The following is a 21,492-nucleotide window of genomic DNA, read 5'->3' as shown; positions in this document are numbered from 1 at the left end:
TTTCCGCAGTCTTGTTTTTGTGTTGCCTTTTTACGGTCTATGGTTTTCAGGGTAGTTCTTGACAGTTCTTGCCGGCCGGTATAGAAAAGCTGTGAAAAATAAATAGAGGAGGGTTTGTTTGGATGAGAATAAAAATGCGCAGTCTGAGGGTAAAGCTGGTTTCAAGCTTTTTGATTCTTCTTACTGTACCGATGGTTGTTTTGGGTTACCTTTCGTATTCCAGGGCTTCTTCCACCCTGCAGGTAACAATTGAACAGGAGTTGAACAATACGGCCAAGCTGACGGCTGACCTGACGGGACAGGTGCTGGACGGGGTGGAAGGATACCTGGCGGCTCTTAGCAAGGCCACGGTGCTGGCGCAGGCTGCGGCCGGCGATGAGTCGAGCAGGCTTGAGGCATACCAGTATTTGTCAGAAGCCCGTAAAGAGAAAGGCGAGATGCTGGAGAATCTTGTCCTTGTTGATAATATAGCGCGCGGGATAATAACCGATTCAAAGCAAGAGGAAAACCTTGATCTGACAGACAGGTATTACGTCACCCAAGCGCTGGCAGGGAAAAAGAGCAGGAGCGATGTCATCGTCTCCAAAATAACCGGCAATCCTGTGATCGCTTTAGCAAATCCCCTGTTAATAGACGGTCAGGTGGTGGGAGTGCTTGTCGGAACCATCAATTTTAAAAAGATTACCAGGTATGTTTCGGAGGTCAAAATTGGCGAAAACGGGTATGCTTTTATGGTAAACAGGGAGGGGATACTGATTTATCACCCCAAAAAGGAAAAAGTGATGACCGAAAACCTGCTCCAATCGGAGAGCGCCGGTTTAAGAGAGTTGGCCCAGAAGATGACCGCCGGCGAATCCTCCAGCGGGTTTTACACCTATGAAGGCATCAATAAATTTTTGGCTTTTAGACCGGTAGGGGAATGGTCGGTAGCCGTAACCGCGAATTGCGATGAATACATGGCTGCAGCTGTGCAGATCGGGAGGATAATCACCGTTACCGGCGGTGCAGCCCTTGTCATTGCTATTGTCCTGGCCTTTTTCATCACTTCGGGCATAGTAAGACCGGTTCAGCAGCTGCAGCGGCTGATGGAAAAAGCGGGAAACGGCGATTTGACCATCAGGTCGGAAATAAAAACCGGGGATGAAGTCGAGGTCCTCGGGGAATCGTTCAATAAAATGATCGCCAACCAGGCGGCGATCGTGAAACAGGCCTTGACAAGCGCCGGGGAACTGGCCGCCACGTCCGAGGAAATGGCGGCATACTCGGAGGAACTGAGTTCGTCGGTCCAGCAAATTAACGCGAGCACGCAGGAAATTGCCAGCCTGATGGAGGAAACAAGCGCTTCCGCAGAAGAAGTCGCCGCTTCCGGGCAGGAGATAACCCGGTCCGCATCCGAATTGGCTAAAAAAGCCGGGGAGGGGAGCCTTACTGTTCAGGAAATCGAGAAAAAGGCCCAGAAAATGAGAGAGGATGCGGAAAAATCCAGGGAACTGGCCAGGAGCATGTATGAGGAGAAGCAGGAGCGCATTCGCCGGGTTATCGAGGAAGGCAGGGTGGTGGAAGAGATCGTTATAATGACCGATGCGATTTCGGAAATCGCCGACCAGACAAACCTGCTGGCTCTCAACGCCGCGATTGAAGCGGCCAGGGCGGGCGAACAAGGGCGCGGCTTTGCCGTAGTGGCGGAGGAAGTGAGAAAACTTGCCGAACAGTCGTCCCGGACGGTCGGTGACATTCAAAGGGTTATTAAGCAGGTTAAAGGCGCGTTTGAAAACCTCTCGGCGAACGCCAGCGATATTCTCGAATTTATCAATAACAAGGTCGCTGCAGATTATGAGACGTTGGTCGTAACTGGACGGCAGTACCGGGATGATGCGGAAATAATGGGGGACCTTGTAGAGGAATTCGCTGCCGGTGCCGAGGAAATCATGGCTTCGATCAACCAGGTCAATGAGGCCATCGGTTCGGTGGCCAAGGCTGTCGAGCAGGCGGCAAGCGGGTCGCAGGAAATAGCTTCAAGCGTGGCCCAGTCAGCGACGGCGGCGGGCGATGTGGCCAAGGCGGCCCAGAATCAAACGCTAATGGCCGAAAATTTAAACTCGATGGTCCAAAAATTCAAGGTGTGAAAAAAGGTGGATTAAAAGGCTGGAACAGAATGTTCCAGCCTTTTAGGTGGTGGTGGTGCGCAATTTGTTTTAATATATCGAGAGATACCTGTCCAGTTCCCACTGGTGTACCCTGGTGCGGTATTCGTCCCATTCGCGGATCTTGGCTTCCAGGTAACGGTCAAGAACATGCGGCCCCAGGGCTTGTTTTACGACCTCGTCCTTTGACAATTCCTCAATGGCTTCCTGCAGTGTTCCGGGAAGGCTGCCGATTCCCAGGTCCCAGCGCTCCACGGGGGTCATTTCGTAAATATTGCGGTCGCAGGGAGCCGGGGCCTTAAGCCGGTTTTTTATACCGTCCAGCCCGCTCATCAGCACTACGGCCAGGGCCAGGTACGGGTTACAGCTGGGATCGGGATTGCGAAGCTCGATCCGGGTGGAAAGGCCTCTTTTTGCCGGTATGCGAATGAGAGGACTGCGGTTGCGGTAGGACCAGGCAATGTAGACCGGCGCTTCATAGCCGGGAACCAGGCGTTTGTAAGAGTTGACTGTCGGGTTGGTAACAGCGGTGATGGCCCTGGCGTGCTTGAGGATGCCGGCGATATAGTGTACTGCTGTTTCGCTGAGCTGGTCAGGGGCCTCGGGATCGTAAAAGGCGTTTTGGCCGTCCTTAAAGAGGGATTGATTCATGTGCATTCCGTTGCCGGCTACGCCAAAGATGGGTTTAGCCATAAAAGTGGCATGCAGGCCGTGGCGTTGAGCAATGATGCGTACAACCATTTTGAAGGTAATGATTTTATCGGCGATATTCAGGGCATCGGAGTATTTGAAATCAATTTCGTGCTGGCCAGGAGCTACTTCATGGTGAGAAGTTTCTATCTCAAAGCCCATTTTTTCCAAGGTTAGCACAATATCGCGGCGAGCGTTCTCTCCCAGGTCAATTGGCGAAAGGTCAAAATACCCGGCCCGGTCGTGGGTATTGGTTGTAGGGGAACCGTCGGGGGCGGTATGGAAGAGGAAAAACTCCGCTTCAGGACCGACATTGAATGTATATCCCATGCTGGCCGCTTCTTTGAGCGCCCGGCGCAGGACGAAGCGCGGGTCTCCGGCGAAAGGCGTTCCATCAGGGTTATAGATGTCGCATATTAACCTGGCCACTCCTCCTTCTTCAGAAGCGCGCCAGGGATAAATGACAAAGGTGTCGGGATCGGGATAAAGATACATGTCCGATTCCTCAATGCGCACAAAGCCTTCGATGGAAGAACCGTCAAACATCAACTCGTTGTTCAAGGCTTTCTCCAGCTGTTTGACGGTTATGGAGACATTTTTGGGGACGCCCATGATGTCGGTAAACTGCAGCCGGATGAATTTGACATTGTTTTCTGAGACCAGGCGGACTATATCCTCTTTGCTAAGCCTTTGCATACCGGTTACCCTCCCTAATGTGGATTCATGTGCTAAGAATGAATGTACATTAGGTATATTTTAGCAACAGGGATATGTTTTTGCAAGCACATAACAAGAAAGTCGCGTTTAGATGGCGGCCTCTCCTCGCTCGCCGGTCCTGATGCGGATGGCATCTTCGATCTCATAGATAAAAATCTTGCCATCCCCGATTTCCCCCGACCAGGCATTGCCGGTGACAATTTTTACGAGTTCATCCACTTGATGGTCTGGAACAACGATTTCTATTTTTAGCTTGGGGAGCAATTGAATGTCATAGACCGTCCCGCGGTATACTTCCCGACGGCCTTTCTGCAGCCCGCAGCCCATGACCTGGGTTACGGTCATCCCGTGCACTCCGAACTTGTTCAGGGCGCTGGTGACTTCATCCAGCCTGGTCGGGCGGATGATACACTCGACTTTTTTCATCGAGTTCAAACCTCCTTTTACTTTTAATATTAATTGGTGGAATAAAGCGCGCTGGTGCCAAGACCTGCGCTGTCATACGCGTCTTCACCGTGCTGGGTCAGGTCGAGGCCGACATCCTCTTCTTTGGCGCTGACCCGCAGCCCGCCACAGAGGAAGGAGACAAGTTTCAAAATCAAGAAGGTACTCGCACCCACGAAAACGATGGTGACCAGCACGGCTAGGCCCTGTATCGCCAGCTGCTGCGGGTTTCCAAAGATAAGCCCGTTTGCGCCGGCTTCGTTAATGGCCGTGGAAGCAAAGATACCGGTGGCCAGGGCACCCAGGACGCCTCCTACCCCGTGAATACCGAAAGCATCCAGGGAATCGTCATATCCCAGTTTGGCTTTTACGACGGCCACGGCTAAATAACAGGAAGCACCCGCGGCTAGCCCAATTAAAATGGCATAAAGGGGACCTACAAACCCGGAAGCCGGGGTGATCGCCACAAGTCCTGCCACAGCTCCGCTGGCCGCGCCAAGGACAGTCGCTTTGCCGTTGCGGGCCTTTTCGCAAGCCACCCAGGAAATTGCGCCGGCCGCCGCTGCGGTATTGGTAACAATGAAGGCGCTTGCGGCCAGGCTTCCGGCAGCCAGGGCGCTCCCAGCGTTGAAACCGAACCAGCCGAACCAGAGCAACCCTGCACCCATAACGGTCATGGGTATATTATGGGGGGTCAAGGAACCGGAACCGTGCCCCTTTCTTTTACCGAGGACGAAAGCGGCCACGAGACCGGAGACGCCTGAACTGATGTGAACCACGGTACCCCCGGCAAAATCCAAGGCTCCAAGGTTTCTGAGCCAGCCGTCCACGCCCCAGACCCAGTGAGCCAGCGGGTCATAAACGAATGTTGACCAGAAGAGGGTGAACAGAACAAACGCCGAAAATTTCATGCGCTCGGCAAATGCTCCTGTAATCAGGGCCGGTGTTATGATGGCAAACATTAACTGGAAGGCGGCGAAAGCCTGGTGGGGTATTGTTGCGGCGTAATCAGGGTTGGGGTCCATACCCACGCCGCGGAAGCCGAGCCACTGAAAAGAGCCTATCAGGTGGCCCTTATCTGGGCCGAAGGCTAAGGTGTAGCCTACCAGAACCCACTGGACGGATATGAGAGCAATGATGAAAAAGCTCTGCATGATGGTGCTAAGCACATTTTTCTTACGAACCATCCCGCCGTAGAAGAGAGCCAGGCCTGGAGTCATCAGCATAACCAGGGCGGAGGAGATAAGGATAAACGTGGTGTCGCCCGGGTCGACGGATGATTCGGCGGCCAGCGCCGGAAAGGGAAAGACAGCGGCGCAAGAAAGTAAAAGCAAGCAGGTTGACAGTGATTTTTTTCTCATGGTTTTTTATTTCTCCTTTCATTATATTATTTATAAAAACAAAGGCGCTCCCGGACAGGATTTTCCCGCCGAGAACGCCTTCGTTCTCAACCGTTTGTTTGTTAAGGAAACAATGAAAAACGCCCACAGACCGGTTCTGCCTGTCTATGGACGCCTTTGTCCTAAAAAGGATACGCCTTCGTATCGCTTTTCATTTTAGCGGCAATGTATTTAAAATTCAAGAGCCGCGGCGAAAATATATTGTATATCTGGGTCATCAAACCTGATGAGCCGGGGCGGCATAGCGGTTTCTGCAGGTCAAGAGCCTTCCCACAGCTGATCTATTTGCTACTTTTTGAGTTCCTCGTTCAGAAGAATGGCCTGGGCCAGTTCTTTCATGGGTATTCCCTTGTCCATGCTCTGTTTTTGAAGGCGCCGGAACGCTTCGGCTTCAGAGAGTTTAAGGTCGCGCATGATGATGTGTTTTGCACGCTCCACGAGTTTGCGCGTTTCCAGTGATTCTTTGAGTTTTTTGATTTCGGATTCTTTTTGTTCCATCTTGTTAAAGTTGGCCAGGGCGGTATTAACGGCGGATTCCAACGCCCACTTGTTGAGCGGTTTTACCACGTAGGACATGACGTATTCCTCTTTAATAGCGTCAATCACATTCTGCTGGTGGGGAACGGTGACCAGTATCACGGGGGCCAGCTTTTCCCTGGCGATAAGGGAGGCGGTGTCCATCTCGGAGTAATCGTACCTTTCAATATCAAACACGACGAGGCGAGGCTGGGAGGAACGGACCAACCGCAAGGCCTGATGGGCGTCGGATGCTTCCGCTACAACCGTTAGGCCCATGGACTGCAAAAGGGAGGTAATCCTGTTGCGGCGTTTTGTATCTGAACAACAAACCATTACCGTGACCATAAAGAACCTCCCCTATAAAGGTAAAACACAAGAATTCGCCGTTGGGACACCGGCTGATTTCCCTGGCAACATTTTGGCTTGAATTACCTGGATATTATCCTTTAATATATGGAATTTTGTGGAGAGTGTCAAGGATTTTAGGTAAAAGTGATTTATCATGCCTCGATGTTTTCTATTTCTTTAAATAAGGATTGCACCAGTTTTACGGCGGCGACAGCGTCTTTGCCGTAGCCATCCGCTCCTATGGACCGGGCATATTCCTCGGTGACGACAGCGCCTCCCACAATAACCTTGATCCTGCTATCCGCTTTTTTGATCATCCGGATTATGGGCCCCATTTCCACCATGGTGGTAGTCATTAAAGCGCTAAGCCCCACAATGCCTGCCTTTTCCTGTATTGCGGCGGCGAGAAATTTTTCGCCGGGCACGTTTTTACCTAAATCTATTACCCTGTACCCGTGGTTTTCCAGCATGGCGGCCGTGATGTTCTTGCCGATGTCGTGGATATCTCCCTTTACCGTGCCGATCACGACGGTCCCCTTGTTCCCAGATGCCTGCGCGGGCAGGTGTTTCTTGAGAAAAGCGAGTGCCTGTTTGGCCGCGCCTCCGGCCAGCATAAGCTGGGGTAGAAAAACCTCTCCCCTGGCAAAAAGGTCGCCCATTTTTTCCAGGGGCGGGATGACTCCTCGGTTGATGATGCTCAACGGCTCTTCGGTTTCCAGGAGCTTCTTTAAAAGCGGGACGATTGTTTCTACCTGGCCGTGAAAGACCAGCGATTGAAGATGATCTAAAGAGATGTCCTCCTTTTTGCCGGGCGGGGGTGCCTGCAACGGCAAAGACACGGCGCGGCCGGCAACCGAAAGATAGTTTTGGGCTCCTTTGTCCCTGCCGGCAAGCAGGGACGCCGCAGCAAGGGTTTCCGTGATTCTGCTGTCGGCAGGATTAGCGATGACGGCATCCAGCCCGGCGCCAAGGGCGAGGGCGAGAAAAGCGGCATTGAGCCAGGAACGCTGCGGCAGGCCGTGGGAGATGTTGCTTAAACCCAAGACGACGGCGACACGGAGGTCCTTTTTCACCAGCGAGACGGCGCGTATGGTTTCCATGGCCTGGGCGGGAGAAGTTGCGGCGGTGAGCGTCAGGCAGTCGATGAGAACGTCTTCCCTGGCCAGGCCGTGTTCGAAAGCGCGGTTTACAATTCGTTCGGCGATGGCCAGGCGCTGTTTGGCGCTCTCGGGGATGCCTTTTTCATCAAGGCAAAGTCCAATAACAGCGGCACCGTATTTTTTAGCCAGCGGAAGGATTGCGGAGAGGCTTTTTTCCTCGCCGTTTACTGAATTGATTAAAGCCCTGCCCTGGAATTCTCTCAGCCCTTTTTCCAGCGCTTCGGGCCGTGTGCAGTCGAGGACGAGGGGGACATCAAGCGCCTGTTGAAGCTGCTGTACCCCGTCTTTCAGCAGGGAATCCTCTTCCAGGCCGGGAACTCCCACGTTAAAATCCAGGAGCTGGGCGCCCGCTTCCACCTGGGCGGTCGCTTCCTGAACGATGAACGCCCAGTTTCCTTTGCGCAGGGCACCTGCAACAGCGGACCTTGCGGTCGGATTAATTCTTTCGCCGATCAGGACGGGGAGGCAGCCGGGACCGAGGGATACGAGGCAGGAACGGCTGGCCAGCCGGGTAACAGGTGTGCTGGTAGAAGGTGGAAAAACGGGCTGCCGGGAGGTGAGGGCTTTGGCTATTGCTTCAATGTGGCGGGGCGTGCTCCCGCAGCAAGCGCCGATAAGGTTTACTCCCGCCTGGCGAAAAGCCTCCGCATAGGAAGCCATAAATTCAGGGGTATCCCGAAATACCGTTTTACCGCCTATTAATTCGGGCATGCCTGCATTCGGCTCCACCAGGAGAGGCAAACGGGTGGCTGCCCGGTAAGATTTCATCACTTCAAGCAGTTCACGGGAACCCGTTGAGCAGTTGGCTCCTATCAACTGGGCGCCCAGGGAGGATAAAACGGTAGCCGCGATCTCGGGAGAGGTGCCGGTAAGGGTCCGGCCGCCGCTGTATGTCATTGAGCAGGCCACAGGCAGGGAGGTCATGGTTTTAGCGGCAAAAAGGGCTGCCCTGATTTCTCCCAGGTCGGAGAAAGTTTCGAGGAAGATGAAGTCAACGCCGCCTTCCGCCAGGGCTGTTACTTGTTCACCAAAAACATCCACGAGCTCCGACCACTCAATGTCGCCCAATGGGGCGGGAAAGTGCCCGGTAGGGCCAACGATCCCGGCTACAAAGGCTTTTTTCCCGGCGGCCTCTCTGGCCAGCCTGGCTGCTTTCTTATTGATGAGCGCTACCTTATCGGATGCGCCGTATTCCCCAAGTTTGAGCCGGTTGGCTCCGAAGGTGTTGGTTTGTATAACCTGTGAGCCTGCTTCAAGGTAAGAACAGTGAATCTTTTTTATTTCTTCGGGATGTGCAAGCATCCACAGTTCCGGGCTTTCGCCGCGGCCAAGACCTTGTTCGGCCAGCATGGTGCCCATTGCCCCGTCTCCTATCAGCACCTGTTCGCGCAGTTTATCTAAAAAACCAGACAATATAAACACCTCCGTTAACCGGATAATCTTGTTTCAATCATTTTAGCCGTAGATGGCGGGGAAGTCAATTGCCCTGGCCTGTGTTATGTTTGCGGCAGATAAATCATTTCATCAGTCATATTATTGAGGTTGGGACAATATATTTTAGTTAAAAATGGTTTATGAGGGTGGTTTTCATGGGGAAGTTATGGGAACCAGGGGAACGGCCGTCAGTTTCTCGTTATTATGGGAATTATGGGAAAAAAAAGCCGTTGCATGAACGCAGCAGGGAAAGAACAGCCTGGAAAAGCATTTTGTGGCAGAGCGGCATTTCTTTAGTCCTGTTTTTCTTGATCTGGGCCGTTTTCCAGGTTGATACACCCGCGCTGCAGCCTGTTCAGGCCAGGATAAGGGCCTGGTTTACAGAAGACTGTAGTATCACGCCGGTGCTCAAGTTTTTTTCGGAAGTAGGTTTGTGGGGAGATACATTTGATCGGGCGGCTTTTGAAGCCTCAAGTTTTTCTCAGAACCAGGTCTCTTTGGCTGTTCCCGTTTCAGGCCAGGTAACCGGTCCCTTCGGCGGAATTACCGGTACGGGTGCGGCCCAGAGAATCAATGACGGGATAATAATTGCCGCTCCGGAGGGAACGCCTGTTAAGGCCGCGTTCCGGGGAGTTGTCACCAGGCTCGCCAATGACGAGGAAATAGGGAGGACAATAGAAATCACCAGCGAAGGCGGGCTTGTTTTTACATACGGCCATTGCAAGGAGATACTTGTGAATTTAAACGACAGCATTCTCACGGGACAGGTTATTGCCAAGGTTGGCAAAACCGGCAAAGCTGCCGGACCTCAGCTTTATTTCAGGGTATTGCAGCAGGGCGAACCGCTGGACCCGACAAAACTTTTTCTTCCGGCTGCGGATAAAACTTAAAATATAGGTGCAGTGCAGGTCCTGGCCGTGGCCGCGCCAATAACTGCTTGAATGCCGCGTTAATGCGGTCTTTTTAATTCTACGGCCGTAACAGCGGAGAAGAGGAAAAGATTTTGGGAGTGGGGTCGTTGCCATGATTTAGAAATAATTGTATATTATAAGGGTACAATAGTTAATGAATCGGAGAAACAGCTGGTGGCGAGAGATGAAGCCGTGGGCGCTGTGGGAGGACTTTGCGCATGGAAGAGATTAAACGCATTCTGGATAGCGAGATTCTACCCGGAGTGCTCAAGCCGCTGCGTTACGTCGGCAACGAGTACAACGCTGTGAAAAAGGACTGGTCCGCGGTTAAACTGAGAAGCCTTTTCGCTTTTCCCGACCTGTACGAGGTGGGCATGTCTCACCTGGGTCTTAGCATTATTTATCACCTGGTAAATGACCAGCCCGGCTACTTGATGGAACGGGTTTTTGCGCCGTGGACGGATATGGAAAAGGCCCTGAGAGAGAGAAATATTCCACTTTTCAGCTTGGAATCCTGCCGGCCTATTGCCGACTTCGACTGTATCGGGTTTACGCTGCAGTACGAAATGAGCTACACCAACATCCTTAATATGCTTGATTTGGGCAGGATACCGCTCAGGTCAAAGGACCGGAATGACGATTATCCCCTCATTATGGGAGGAGGGCCGTGCGCCTCTAACCCTGAACCAATTGCCGATTATTTTGATTTTTTCGTGCTCGGAGAGGGCGAAGAAGCGATCCTGGAAGTCTTCGAGCTTATTTCCCGCCACCGCCTGGAACGCGGCGGCAGGCAGGATAAAAGAACCCTCCTCAAAGAACTGGCGCGCCTTGAGGGAATTTACGTGCCTGCTTTTTATGAGCCTGTTTACCTGGCAGGCGGCGTCCTAAAAGAGATTAGGGTTATCGAAACAGCGGCTCCCAGCCGCGTGGTTAAACGGGTGGTGCGTGATCTTGATGAGGCCTATTTCCCCTTGAACCCAATTGTACCGTATATAGAAGTGGTTCACGACCGGGTCATGCTTGAGGTTCTGCGCGGCTGCACGCGGGGATGCCGGTTTTGCCAGGCGGGTATGATTTACAGGCCAGTACGGGAAAGAAGCCGTGCACTTCTGGAAAAACAGGCGGAGAAACTGGTGGCCGGGACAGGGTACAACGAAATATCCCTCACTTCGCTGAGCACGAGTGACTACACTTGTGTGGAATCCCTGGTAAAAGGGCTTTTGGATAAGTACGAGAAAGAAAAGGTCGGGGTATCCCTTCCTTCCTTGCGTGTAGATTCCTTTTCCCTGGAACTGGCCAGGCAGGTGCAGCGCGTGCGTAAAACGGGCCTGACTTTTGCTCCGGAGGCGGGAACACAGCGGCTGCGTGATGTTATAAACAAGGGAGTCACGGAAGAGGACTTGCTGGAAGTGACCGCGGCGGCATTTCACGCCGGTTGGACCCAGATCAAACTTTATTTTATGATTGGCCTGCCCACTGAAACAACAGCCGACCTTGACGGCATTGCCGAACTGGCCCGCAGGGTGCTGCGCAGCGGTTTGGAGATCTTACGCGAAAAGAGCGGTTCCAGGCAGCCAAAAATCACTGTCAGTGTGTCCTCGTTTGTGCCTAAAGCCCATACTCCTTTTCAGTGGGAAGCCCAGGACAATCTTCACCGGCTGCGGGAAAAACAGCAGTATTTAAAAGAAAGAATTAGGGACAGGAGAATCGCTTATCATTATCATCAGGCCGAGCTGAGCCTGCTGGAAGCCGTTTTCGCCAGAGGAGACAGGCGTTTGAGCGCCGTTTTGATGAAAGCCTGGCAAAAAGGCTGCAAATTTGACAGCTGGACGGAACACTTTAACTGGCAGGCCTGGTTGGAAGCATTCAGAGAGGAAGGGATTGAGCCGGCCGAAATTGCCTGTTCTGCCAGGAATTATGAAGATGTGCTGCCCTGGGAACACCTGGATATGGGAGTGACCAAAAAGTACCTCTGGCAAGAAAGGGAAAAGGCTTATCAAACTGCCGTTACGGGCGACTGTCGTTTTGAAAGCTGCGTTTTGTGCGGCGTTTGCCAGGTCCTGGAAGTGGATAAGGTTTTAAAGAGCGAGGGGAAAAGCCATGCTGCTTCGAATTAAATATGCTAAAACCGCGGCTGGCCGTTTCCTTTCCCACCTTGACCTGTTGAGAACTATGGAAAGGGCTTTTCGCCGGGCCTGCCTGCCTCTGGCTTTCAGCGAGGGATATAATCCTCATCCCCGGGTTTCGTACGCCTCTGCCCTGGCTGTGGGCGTAACCAGCGACGGGGAATACCTCGACGTAGAGCTAAGGGAAGAGGTCCCGCTTTCCCTGATCAGGCAAAAGCTGGATTGCGCCATGCCGCCAGGGATAAAAATTTTGGGCGTGAAAAGGCTTGTAAGCAAGGGAAAAAGCCTTGCGGCTCAAATAAACATGGCCCGCTATGTGGTAGAAACAAAGCTGCTTTTACCTCTAGGGAAAAAAGAACTGGAGTTGGCTGTCGCCAGGGCTGTGTCACAACCATTTTTTAATGTGGTCCGCGAGGGAAAAAAGGGAAAACGACAGGTGAACATTAAAGAAGGTATTTATTCTCTGAAGGCGGAACCCAGGGGGGAAATACTTGTAATTGAAATGGATATCCGGACTGGAAGTGAAAGAAATGTAAGACCGGAGGAAGTTGTGGAAATGTTGGCCCGGGTAGGGAATATCCCGCTGGGGGATCGATTGAGTATTCATAGAATAGGACTCTTTATTAAAGATGATGAGGGGATAAAAACACCCGTGGACTAAGAGATTAGACTCGAGGCTGAATGTGTATGACGCTTTTTTTGGATGGTGAGGCGGGATATGGGTAGAGAAATATTGGTTCAAACAGCTGACTGTGAGACCAGGGTAGCTGTGCTTGAAGAGGGGAGACTGGCGGAAATTTACGTGGAAAGAGGTTCCAATGACAGGTTAGTGGGAGATATTTATAAAGGGATTGTCAGGAATGTGCTTCCCGGAATGCAGGCCGCGTTTATAGACATTGGAATGGAAAAAAACGCCTTTTTATTTGTTGAAGACGCCCTTGCCTGCTCCAACTGGCAAGAGGAAAACAATGTCGAACAATTAAGAGATGGGGTTCATCCAAGTATTCGCGATGTCGTAAAAGAAGGCCAGGAAATTGTCGTCCAGATAACCAAGGAAGCAGCGGGTACAAAGGGGGCCCGGGTTACCACCCATTTGACCATACCTGGTCGCTACCTAGTTTTGGTGCCGGCCGTTGATTATATCGGCGTTTCAAGGCGTATTAACGATGAAAAGGAAAGAGAACGGCTTAAAGCAGCCGCATGGCAAATAAAACCGGAAAATATGGGAATAATTGTCAGAACGGCGGCCGAAGGAGCCGCTGTGGAAGAGCTTAAACAGGACATTGAAGGCCTGATGAAGATCTGGCAGGCAATTAAACTGAAAGCAAAGCGTGTTTCAGCGCCCGCATTGATACATAAGGACCTTGAACTGGTCCAGCGTATTTTAAGAGACGTTTTCAGCGATGATGTCAAGAAGATCAGGGTGAACTCGCGGGAAGTGATGGACAGGGTTATTGAGTTCCTAGAGGTGATGGGTGTTGATCTTAAAGGAAAAGTATTCCTGAGCGATACGGCCGATCTTTTCGCGAAATATGCCGTTGACCACGAGATCGCCCAGGCTTTAAGACGGAAGGTCTGGTTAAAAAGCGGCGGGTACCTTGTCATTGACGAAACGGAAGCCCTGACGGTCATTGATGTGAACACCGGGAAGTATACGGGAAGCACCGACCTGGCCGATACGGTTTTCAGAACGAATTCCGAAGCCGCCCGGGAAATTGCCAGGCAGCTGCGGCTGCGCAACATTGGGGGAATCATCGTGATCGACTTCATCGACATGCAGAATTCCGCTCACCGGGAGGAAATCATCAGCATCCTGGAAGAAGAGTTGAAAAAGGATAAAATGAAAGCCCATGTTTTGGGGATTACGCCTCTGGGTCTGGTGGAAATGACCAGGAAAAAAGCGAGGCTGTCATTAAGCAGTATTTTTGAAAAGACCTGCCCGTGCTGCGAGGGGAAAGGTAGAGTTGTTTCCGAAGAAACGATCTCTCTTACCCTGCGAAAGGAGCTTCGAGAAAAGGCTGCCGTCACTTCTGCCGGGACGTTGGAAGTAACTGCGCACCCGCTGGTTACGGCGCTTTTAACCGGACCGAACGGGGACAGGCAGCGAGAACTGGAAAGGGAACTCGGGAAAAGCCTTGTTATAAAGGCAAAAGAACAGTTTATGCTTGAAAAATACGAAATAAGGGCTGTTCAAGATTTAATTGAATTCGATACTTGTTGACATCAGGGGATTGATGTAATAAAATTAACTATCGTAGGCGTCGCGTGCCTGCCAAACCGCTCACCACGGGCTCAAATGCGGCCCTGGGCAAGGGTGTGAACCCGCGCCGCTGCCTGGTGGCTGGCGAGTACAGGTCAGGGAGGTGTAAACGTAATGTATGCCATTATTGAAACTGGCGGAAAACAGTACAAAGTCCGGGAAGGAGACATCCTTCAGGTCGAGAAGCTAAATGCCGGCATAGATGAAACCGTGGAGGTAAACAGTGTTTTGGCTGTAGTTAAGGACGGTAAAATTGACGTAGGCAGACCTGTGCTGGAAGGGGCGAAAGTTGTCCTGAAAGTGCTGGAACACGGCAAAGGCGAGAAAATATTGGTTTTCAAATACAAGCCCAAAAAAAACTATCGCCGGATGCACGGCCACAGGCAGCCTTATACGAGGGTCATTGTTGAAAAGATTGAAGCAAAATGATCGAAGCCATAATCTATTATGTGGAACCGGGTTGTGCTCCAGAGGGGTATAACGCCGGAAGAGAAGCCGGCGGGGGAAAAAAGAGGCTGATCAAGGGTTACGTGATCGAGGGGCATGCCGGGATGGCCGAGCCGGGTTATGACCTGGTTTGTGCCAGCGTTTCTGCGCTTGCTCAGGCAGCTTTGCTGGGGCTTGATGCCCATCTCAGCCAAAAGCCTGGCTGGAAAATTGACAATGAGGGGTACCTGGAATGCTGGCTTCCGGACCAGCTTCCCGCGGAAGAAATGAGCCTGGCGCAGGCGATAATCCGCACAATGGAGCTGGGATTGGAGAGCATCGCCGAGGAGTACGGAACTTATCTTAAAGTAAAAAAGAGGAGGTGGACCAAATGCTGTTCAAAATAAATTTGCAGCTTTTTGCTCATAAAAAAGGTGTCGGCAGTTCCCGGAACGGCAGGGACAGCGAAGCGAAGAGGCTCGGAGCAAAAAGGTCCGATGGTCAGTTTGTAAATGCGGGTAATATCCTGGTCAGGCAGAGGGGCACAAAGATCCATCCCGGCGAAAACGTGGGCAGAGGAAAAGATGATACCCTGTTTGCCTTAATCAGCGGTCACGTTAAATTTGAGCGAAAGGATAAGGAAAGAAAACAGGTCAGCGTTTACGCTTAAACAAATCTGATGGATAGAGTCCCGGGCTAAAATCCGGGACTTTTTTGCGTATCTGGAACGCTGCGACATATGCAGGCAATAAAAAAAGAAAAGGGATGTGAGAAGAAAGTGGCGTTTCTTCAACAAATGCTTGAGGCCCACAGGACTTTGCGGCATGATTTTATGAATGACCTCCAGGTTATATTAGGGTATCTCCAGATGGGACAGGAGGACAAAGCGCGCGATTATGTGAGGAAGGCGGCTGCATCGCTGGAAGGATTCCATTCGCTGGCCAGGATTAAACTGCCTGCTCTCCAGTCTCTTTTAACCTGTTTTCTTACTTCTCTTCACAACGAAAGGGTTTTCTTTGCTGTGGAGATCGAAGATGACCTGGGCGCCTGGGAAGAGGACGATATTATCCTGACCCGTCTTTTGCAGAAACTGCTGACTGTGCTTGGGGAAGAAATCCCGGAGAAGAACCTGAAAACCCGTTTGCAGGTAACGGGAGGACCTTCGGTTTACATAGAGGTGTTTTCTCCAAAAAGCGCGTCTGTTGGTAAAGTGCTGGGAGCGGTATGCAGGCTGCAGAAAAAATTCCGGGGGCGGTTCGCGCTTTTGGTAAAAAAAGAGGAAGAAAACCTTATTTTACTGGAGATAATAAAAAGAAAGGCCTGAATCCTATGTTTTATGACTATGCCAGGATCTATGTCCAAGGCGGTGACGGCGGAAACGGCATGGTGGCCTTTCGCCGTGAAAAATACGTCCCGGAGGGAGGCCCGTCTGGGGGTGACGGTGGAGACGGCGGCAGCGTCATTCTCCAGGCAGACGAGGGCCTGCGTACCCTTGTCGACTTCCGTTATAAAAGGCATTATAAGGCAGAGCGAGGCGAACACGGCGGGAGTAAGAACATGCATGGGGCCAACGGAGAGGACTTGATTGTGCGGGTTCCTGTAGGGACGGTCGTCAAAAGGGCGGAGACGGGAGTAGTAGCGGCCGACCTGTTGGAGCACGGCCAGGTTTTCGTTGCTGCCCGGGGTGGCCGCGGGGGACGGGGGAATGCGCGTTTTGCCTCACCGGTTAACAAGGCTCCCGAGTATGCGGAGAACGGGGAGCCGGGAGAAGAGGCATGGTTTGAACTGGAATTAAAATTACTCGCCGACGTGGGGCTGATCGGCTTCCCCAATGTGGGCAAGTCCACCATCCTTTCCCGTGTTTCTGCCGCCAGGCCGAAAATAGCAGACTATCATTTTACGACTATAGACCCTAACTTGGGTGTGGTGCGCGTGGAAGAGGGAAAGAGTTTTGTTCTGGTCGACATACCAGGTTTGGTGGAAGGCGCCAGTGAGGGAGTCGGCCTGGGGCACCGCTTCTTGCGCCACGTGGAAAGGACAAGGCTTTTACTTCATGTGCTGGATGTCTCCGGTTCAGAAGGACGCGATCCGCTGGATGATTTCAAGGTCATCAATCAGGAACTGGAACTGTATAACCCTGCTTTAAAATCGCGCCGCCAGTTGATTGTGGCTAATAAGACGGATCTGCCGGGTTCGGCGGAAAATGTGGAAAGGTTAAGAAAGGAGCTGGGCGGCAAGTACGAAATCCACCCTGTTTCCGCGGTTACCGGAGATGGCTTAAGGGAATTGATGCGCAGGGCTGCGGCCCTGCTGGATGAAATTCCGGAAGAACCGCTGCCCACAGGCGAGAAAGAGATGCGCGTTGTTAGGGTTGAAAGGGGTGAACCTTTTGAAATTAACAATGAACACGGCGTTTGGGTTGTAACCGGCCGAGAGGTCGAAAGGTTGTTATCCAGGACGAACCTGCGCCATGAGGCGGCGTTAAAGAGGTTCCTCCAGATCCTGCGCAAAATGGGCGTAGAGAATGCATTAAGGGAGAAAGGAGCGCGGGACGGCGATGTCGTCCGCATCAACGGGCTGGAGTTCGACTTTGTCGACTAGCAGGACCTGCAATGGAGGCAGGTCTTGTTATTCTCCAAAATTTGTGAAAACATGTGCAAAAAGTTTCCTCATATCGTATAATTGATATATAATAATTAGCAGAAAAATTAGCGCTAATCAACTTGAAAGGAGCATGGAGAAATGAAGATTGTCATCGTGGGCGGGGTGGCGGCCGGGGCATCCGCCGCGACCAAAGCACGGCGTGTTAACGAGGAGGCGGAGATCGTTATCCTGGAGAAAGGTCCGTACGTGTCGTTCGCCAACTGCGGGCTTCCCTATTACGTAGGGGGCGAAATCCAGAAAAGAGAATCCCTGATTCTTGTTTCCCCCGAGCTTTTTAAGAAACGTTTTAATATTGATGTTCGCATTAACCACGAGGTTACGGATATAGACCCGCAGGGGAAAACAGTAACCGTCAAGGCTGCTGGAGAAACGGTAAAAGAGACATATGACAAGCTCATCCTGGCCCCCGGAAGCGAACCTATCATTCCGCCGCTGCCTGGAGTTGACCTGCCGCAGGTGCATGCTGTTTTTACAGTACCCGACGTGGAGAAGATTACAGAAAACATTCAGGAGGGGCTTAAATCCGCGGTGATAGTAGGCGGCGGATTCATTGGCCTGGAAACGGCGGAAGCGCTTCTCAAGAGGGGTCTTGTTACCACGCTGGTGGAAAAAATGCCCCAACTCATTCCCAATTTCGATCCGGAGTTTTCCCTTCCGCTTGAATCGCACCTTAAGGATATGGGCTTGAGAATCTGCCTGGGGAATTCACTGCAGGCCATACTTGGCGACGGCAAAGTGGAAGAGGTTATCCTGGAAGACGGCACGAGGATTAAGACGGAGATGGTCATACTGGCCATCGGCGCAAAGCCGCGTCTCGATTTGGCCCGTAAAGCGGGACTTGCTGTTGGGACAGCCGGGGGAGTGGTTGCCGATGCCACAATGCTGACCAGCGATCCCGACATCTACGCGGCGGGCGACATTGTTGAATCCGTACACCTGGTTTCGGGTAAAAAAGTAAGAATACCGCTGGCGGGGAGCGCCAACAAGCAGGGGCGAATTGCCGGAGCCAATGCCGCGGGCGGTAAACTCCTGTTCAAGGGGGTCATGGGATCGGCCATCATAAAAGTGGGTGAGCTGACGGCAGCCCGTACCGGTTTGAGCGAAAAAGAAGCCAGGGAACTGGGGATGAACTGTTATGTGTCTTATACCCCTTCGCATGATCACGCCACTTACTATCCAGAAGCCAGACGCATGATAATTAAAATCGTTGTCGAGGAACACACCGGCAGGGTCCTGGGAGCCCAGGGAGTGGGTTGGAAAGGTGTGGACAAGCGAATTGACGCTCTGGCTGTGGCTGTTTACGCTAATCTCAGCGTACTTGACCTGGAACACCTTGATTTGCCGTATGCACCGCCGTTTGCTTCGGCCAAAGACCCGGCCATAATGGCCGGCATGGTGGCTGCCAATATCCTGCGGGGGGATGTCCGGCACGTAACACCTGCCCAGCTTAAAGAAATGCTGGAAAAAGAAGAAGTCACGGTAGTTGATGTTCGGACGCCGGCGGAAAATGAGAAAGGCTCTGTGAAAGGGGCGCTAAACCTTCCCCTTGATGAACTGCGCCAGCGCTACCGGGAGCTGGATTCAAGGAAAAAGATCGTCCTGTACTGCGGTGTGGGCTACAGGTCATATGTCGCTTACCGCTTTCTCAAACAAAAAGGGTATGATGTCTATAACTTAAGCGGCGGGTACAGCGGTTATATGATGAGTATGCAGTAGCAACAAGTACCAGTTATTATCTGCAAAAAGGTATGTTATAATGACTGCTGCGGGTTATCCGGCCCGGTATTGTTCGGGCTAATTATGGCCACAAAGGAGCAGGATGATGGACCCGGTAACTCATGCCTTGGCGGGACTGGTTATTGGAAGCAAAGCGGGATCAGGTTTTTCGTTAAGCAACGGGATTATGATGGCGAGCACATTGGGTGCGATCGCCCCGGACGTGGACATTGCAGCCCGTTTTTGGGGCGATTACGCCTATTTGAAACAGCACCGCAAAATGTCTCATTCACTGCCCGGACTTGCTTTTCTAGCCCTGGTCACCGGGGCTGTCCTGGCCCCTTTTTATCCGGAGCAGGGATTCAATGTACTGGTATTTTGGGCTTTTTTCGGGGCGCTTTCGCACAGCCTGCTTGATTTGTTCAATTCTTACGGGGTTAATCTCCTCTGGCCGCTTAAAAAGGAAAAATGGTCCTTCAACCTGCTGCTGATCTTTGATCCGGTTATTTTTGGCTTGTGCGTTTTGCTGGCAGCCGCGGGGGAACAGGCTCGTTATAACCTTATTGCGCTTGGGCTTATAGGTATTTATCTTTTTATACGATGGTTAATGCGTCTTTGGGCTCACCGCATGGTGAAATCGCGCCTGGCTCGCCGGTACCCGCAAGCCAGGATTTACATCCTGCCTTCCATGCGCTACTTCTTTGTCTGGAACTTTATTATGCGCTTTCCCGGCAAGAACGTGGTGGGAACCGTCAACGTTTTAAAAAGAAAGTTCAAAATAGTGCGCCGCCTTCACCCCGCGAAAGGCGACCTGAGGATGGCGATGCAGGAGTCTGTGCTGGGCAGGTTTTTCCGCGATTTTACGCCTTTTTATCATGTCGAGTGCGATGTGGTGGAAGACAAATACGTGGGGCATTTTATGGACCTGCGTTATCTGGTCGAGGAAAGGTTTTTGCATAACGGAACACTCGTGCTGGACCGGGACTTGAAAGTGGAAGAAGCAGTCTTGCAGCCATTCAGCCTTTCCAGGCGAATAGAGTTGAACGCGTAAACACGCCTTTGTGGTGTGTTTATGCGTTTAAAACCTGCGGGGCGGTGCGGCTCATTTGAATATCCTGGAGATTAACTGGTCACACTGGAGACAGGGGGTTATTTGGTTGTGAGATGGAAAAAGTGGTATGCTGGATGGAAAGAAAGGCGGTTGCTCAGGGATTTTTGTTTGAGCCAGGAGCGAAGGCCTCGCGGCGCCGGGATATTCAACCATTTGCTTATTTTTACGGCAACCGGGTTTTTTGTTTTCCACAACACCGACACTTACCGGCAGGCTGTGTGTAGTATGACTCTGGTCTTTTTCATCCTGGTTGTAGGTATCTGCTTCTTGAATAAAATCAAAATCCGCAGGTTAATTGCGAAATATCGTCAAAAGCTGGCTGAAGGTGAGTATAACCGGAGAATCGATAAGGCGGACCACCATGAAGTGATGGAAGCGTTGAAAGAAGAAATAGGCCGCATGTATTCCGTTAATTCTATGGAACTGCAAGGAGATGTTTTAACAGGTCTTTATGAAAACGAGAAAACGGGCGTATTTTTTCGTTACCTGGTTGACGGAGGACTTGTAGAAACCAGGGATGTTATGCAAATCCTGCATTACTGCCGGCAGCACGAGATTAAAAAGGCGCGCATTTTTACCAATGGTGAATTCAGCCACAAAGCTAGCCTTCTTGGCGAGCGTTACGGCGTTGATCTAAAACTTTACAACGGGAGCAAACTGAAAGGCTTATTGCGCAGGAGCCGTTTTTACCCGTCGGAACAGGAGATAGACGCAATTCTCAAGCGAGAAAGTGCAAACAGGCAAAGAAAAATCGCTGTTATTAAAAAAGAGATGCTGGATAGCAATAAATACGGCCAGTACCTGGCTTACAGCGCTGTCCTGCTTGTGATGGACAGGTTCGGCCTGGGCATTTCCTGTCTGAACCTGTTTTTTGCCGTTTTACTGGCAATTCTGGCCGTTTTATCATTAATCAATAAGCAGCCCAGGGATGAAGAAAAACTTGTCTTCTAAACAATAAGGGGACCTTTCGTCCCCTTATTGCAATTTTGTCTGGTTCATTTTGTTTTGCTGTGCATTTTGCTGATTTCCCTGCTGGATGGCATTATTAAATACTTTATATTGAGGTTCTTGCTGCTCAATATAATTGACACGGGCGCTCAGTCCATGGCAGATGGAATCCAGCTGCTGGGCAAACTGGCTGAACATTTGCTTGGCCGCTTTATCTTCTGTTTCCAGGGCAAACGTTTTCATTTCGGCTGTTGCCGCCTCAAGGCTTGCCAGCGTCTGGTGGATTTTGGTGCCGACTGTCATGAGTACCTACCTCCAGTTGAGAAATATAAATGGTTCATTTGTATTATCTTCATTTTTAAAGTATGTATGAATGGAAATGTGTTATTAAAATCACATTTTATACAAACTCGAACGAAAGAGAAGAGAGAAAATTAATTTACCCTTTTGCAGGGAAATTTTCATATTTGTAGA

General features: G+C 51.4%; 19 protein-coding genes. 13 read left to right on the top strand and 6 right to left on the bottom strand.

Annotation, left to right across the window (positions count from 1 at the left end; genetic code table 11):
- Positions 1-122: 122 nt before the first annotated feature.
- Positions 123-2,126 (top strand): methyl-accepting chemotaxis protein, encoded by a 2,004-nt coding sequence (locus NUV48_09810; protein ID MCR4442433.1) that lies wholly within the window; start codon positions 123-125, stop codon positions 2,124-2,126.
- Between the two features lie 69 nt (positions 2,127-2,195).
- Here NUV48_09810 and glnA read toward each other — a convergent pair whose 3' ends face one another.
- The 5 genes from glnA to NUV48_09785 all read right to left on the bottom strand — a co-directional run bounded on the left by glnA (position 2,196) and on the right by NUV48_09785 (position 8,835).
- Positions 2,196-3,530, bottom strand: coding sequence for a type I glutamate--ammonia ligase (gene glnA, locus NUV48_09805; protein MCR4442432.1), 1,335 nt, complete (start codon positions 3,528-3,530; stop codon positions 2,196-2,198).
- Between the two features lie 108 nt (positions 3,531-3,638).
- The gene (locus NUV48_09800) at positions 3,639-3,977 is read right to left on the bottom strand and encodes a P-II family nitrogen regulator (protein MCR4442431.1); all 339 of its coding nucleotides are present in this window, start codon (positions 3,975-3,977) and stop codon (positions 3,639-3,641) included.
- A 29-nt stretch (positions 3,978-4,006) separates the two neighbouring features.
- A complete protein-coding gene (locus NUV48_09795; GenBank protein ID MCR4442430.1) occupies positions 4,007-5,356 on the bottom strand; it encodes an ammonium transporter in 1,350 nt (449 codons plus the stop codon).
- Between the two features lie 327 nt (positions 5,357-5,683).
- Positions 5,684-6,259: an ANTAR domain-containing protein gene (locus tag NUV48_09790; protein ID MCR4442429.1), complete on the bottom strand. Its 576-nt coding sequence runs from the start codon at positions 6,257-6,259 to the stop codon at positions 5,684-5,686.
- Positions 6,260-6,414: 155 nt separating this feature from the next.
- On the bottom strand, positions 6,415-8,835 hold the full coding sequence (locus NUV48_09785) for a homocysteine S-methyltransferase family protein (protein ID MCR4442428.1): 2,421 nt from the start codon (positions 8,833-8,835) through the stop codon (positions 6,415-6,417).
- 176 nt (positions 8,836-9,011) lie between these two features.
- Here NUV48_09785 and NUV48_09780 point away from each other — a divergent pair, with 176 nt between their 5' ends.
- The 12 genes from NUV48_09780 (at position 9,012) to NUV48_09725 (ending at position 21,021) form a co-directional block, all read left to right on the top strand.
- A complete protein-coding gene (locus NUV48_09780) occupies positions 9,012-9,746 on the top strand; it encodes a M23 family metallopeptidase (protein MCR4442427.1) in 735 nt (244 codons plus the stop codon).
- A gap of 239 nt (positions 9,747-9,985) precedes the next feature.
- On the top strand, positions 9,986-11,884 hold the full coding sequence (locus tag NUV48_09775; GenBank protein MCR4442426.1) for a TIGR03960 family B12-binding radical SAM protein: 1,899 nt from the start codon (positions 9,986-9,988) through the stop codon (positions 11,882-11,884).
- Positions 11,868-12,554, top strand: coding sequence for a TIGR03936 family radical SAM-associated protein (locus NUV48_09770; protein MCR4442425.1), 687 nt, complete (start codon positions 11,868-11,870; stop codon positions 12,552-12,554). The genes NUV48_09775 and NUV48_09770 overlap by 17 nt, the downstream gene beginning before the upstream one ends.
- 57 nt (positions 12,555-12,611) lie before the next feature.
- Entirely contained in the window at positions 12,612-14,114 is a 1,503-nt protein-coding gene (locus NUV48_09765; protein MCR4442424.1) for an Rne/Rng family ribonuclease, read from the top strand.
- A 153-nt stretch (positions 14,115-14,267) separates the two neighbouring features.
- Positions 14,268-14,582 (top strand): 50S ribosomal protein L21, encoded by a 315-nt coding sequence (rplU, locus tag NUV48_09760; GenBank protein MCR4442423.1) that lies wholly within the window; start codon positions 14,268-14,270, stop codon positions 14,580-14,582.
- Positions 14,579-14,986, top strand: a complete 408-nt coding sequence (locus NUV48_09755) for a ribosomal-processing cysteine protease Prp (protein MCR4442422.1) — start codon at positions 14,579-14,581, stop codon at positions 14,984-14,986. The genes rplU and NUV48_09755 overlap by 4 nt, the downstream gene beginning before the upstream one ends.
- Positions 14,974-15,249 (top strand): 50S ribosomal protein L27, encoded by a 276-nt coding sequence (gene rpmA / locus NUV48_09750; GenBank protein MCR4442421.1) that lies wholly within the window; start codon positions 14,974-14,976, stop codon positions 15,247-15,249. The genes NUV48_09755 and rpmA overlap by 13 nt, the downstream gene beginning before the upstream one ends.
- 108 nt (positions 15,250-15,357) lie before the next feature.
- The gene (locus tag NUV48_09745; GenBank protein ID MCR4442420.1) at positions 15,358-15,903 is read left to right on the top strand and encodes a Spo0B domain-containing protein; all 546 of its coding nucleotides are present in this window, start codon (positions 15,358-15,360) and stop codon (positions 15,901-15,903) included.
- Between the two features lie 5 nt (positions 15,904-15,908).
- A complete protein-coding gene (obgE, locus tag NUV48_09740; protein MCR4442419.1) occupies positions 15,909-17,180 on the top strand; it encodes a GTPase ObgE in 1,272 nt (423 codons plus the stop codon).
- Positions 17,181-17,321: 141 nt separating this feature from the next.
- Positions 17,322-18,959, top strand: a complete 1,638-nt coding sequence (locus tag NUV48_09735) for an FAD-dependent oxidoreductase (GenBank protein MCR4442418.1) — start codon at positions 17,322-17,324, stop codon at positions 18,957-18,959.
- A gap of 103 nt (positions 18,960-19,062) precedes the next feature.
- On the top strand, positions 19,063-20,010 hold the full coding sequence (locus tag NUV48_09730; protein ID MCR4442417.1) for a metal-dependent hydrolase: 948 nt from the start codon (positions 19,063-19,065) through the stop codon (positions 20,008-20,010).
- Between the two features lie 108 nt (positions 20,011-20,118).
- Positions 20,119-21,021, top strand: coding sequence for a hypothetical protein (locus NUV48_09725; protein ID MCR4442416.1), 903 nt, complete (start codon positions 20,119-20,121; stop codon positions 21,019-21,021).
- Positions 21,022-21,045: 24 nt separating this feature from the next.
- On the opposite strand, the gene NUV48_09720 is transcribed toward NUV48_09725, so the two are convergent.
- Positions 21,046-21,321, bottom strand: a complete 276-nt coding sequence (locus tag NUV48_09720) for a DUF1657 domain-containing protein (protein ID MCR4442415.1) — start codon at positions 21,319-21,321, stop codon at positions 21,046-21,048.
- Positions 21,322-21,492 lie beyond the last annotated feature (171 nt).

This window comes from Peptococcaceae bacterium (assembly GCA_024655825.1).
In the GTDB taxonomy this organism is placed as follows: Bacteria; Bacillota; Peptococcia; order DRI-13; family PHAD01; genus JANLFJ01.
This window is presented reverse-complemented; position numbering and strand designations above follow the sequence as displayed.

Coding starts and splice junctions, on each gene's coding strand:
- NUV48_09720 (MCR4442415.1), bottom strand. CDS start 21,321: ATGACAGTCGGCACCAAAATCCACCAGACGCTGGCAAGCCTTGAGGCG.
- glnA (MCR4442432.1), bottom strand. CDS start 3,530: ATGCAAAGGCTTAGCAAAGAGGATATAGTCCGCCTGGTCTCAGAAAAC.
- NUV48_09770 (MCR4442425.1), top strand. CDS start 11,868: ATGCTGCTTCGAATTAAATATGCTAAAACCGCGGCTGGCCGTTTCCTT.
- NUV48_09765 (MCR4442424.1), top strand. CDS start 12,612: ATGGGTAGAGAAATATTGGTTCAAACAGCTGACTGTGAGACCAGGGTA.
- NUV48_09800 (MCR4442431.1), bottom strand. CDS start 3,977: ATGAAAAAAGTCGAGTGTATCATCCGCCCGACCAGGCTGGATGAAGTC.
- rplU (MCR4442423.1), top strand. CDS start 14,268: ATGTATGCCATTATTGAAACTGGCGGAAAACAGTACAAAGTCCGGGAA.
- NUV48_09795 (MCR4442430.1), bottom strand. CDS start 5,356: ATGAGAAAAAAATCACTGTCAACCTGCTTGCTTTTACTTTCTTGCGCC.
- NUV48_09790 (MCR4442429.1), bottom strand. CDS start 6,259: ATGGTCACGGTAATGGTTTGTTGTTCAGATACAAAACGCCGCAACAGG.
- NUV48_09735 (MCR4442418.1), top strand. CDS start 17,322: ATGAAGATTGTCATCGTGGGCGGGGTGGCGGCCGGGGCATCCGCCGCG.
- obgE (MCR4442419.1), top strand. CDS start 15,909: ATGTTTTATGACTATGCCAGGATCTATGTCCAAGGCGGTGACGGCGGA.
- NUV48_09775 (MCR4442426.1), top strand. CDS start 9,986: ATGGAAGAGATTAAACGCATTCTGGATAGCGAGATTCTACCCGGAGTG.
- NUV48_09730 (MCR4442417.1), top strand. CDS start 19,063: ATGATGGACCCGGTAACTCATGCCTTGGCGGGACTGGTTATTGGAAGC.
- NUV48_09810 (MCR4442433.1), top strand. CDS start 123: ATGAGAATAAAAATGCGCAGTCTGAGGGTAAAGCTGGTTTCAAGCTTT.
- NUV48_09755 (MCR4442422.1), top strand. CDS start 14,579: ATGATCGAAGCCATAATCTATTATGTGGAACCGGGTTGTGCTCCAGAG.
- NUV48_09780 (MCR4442427.1), top strand. CDS start 9,012: ATGGGGAAGTTATGGGAACCAGGGGAACGGCCGTCAGTTTCTCGTTAT.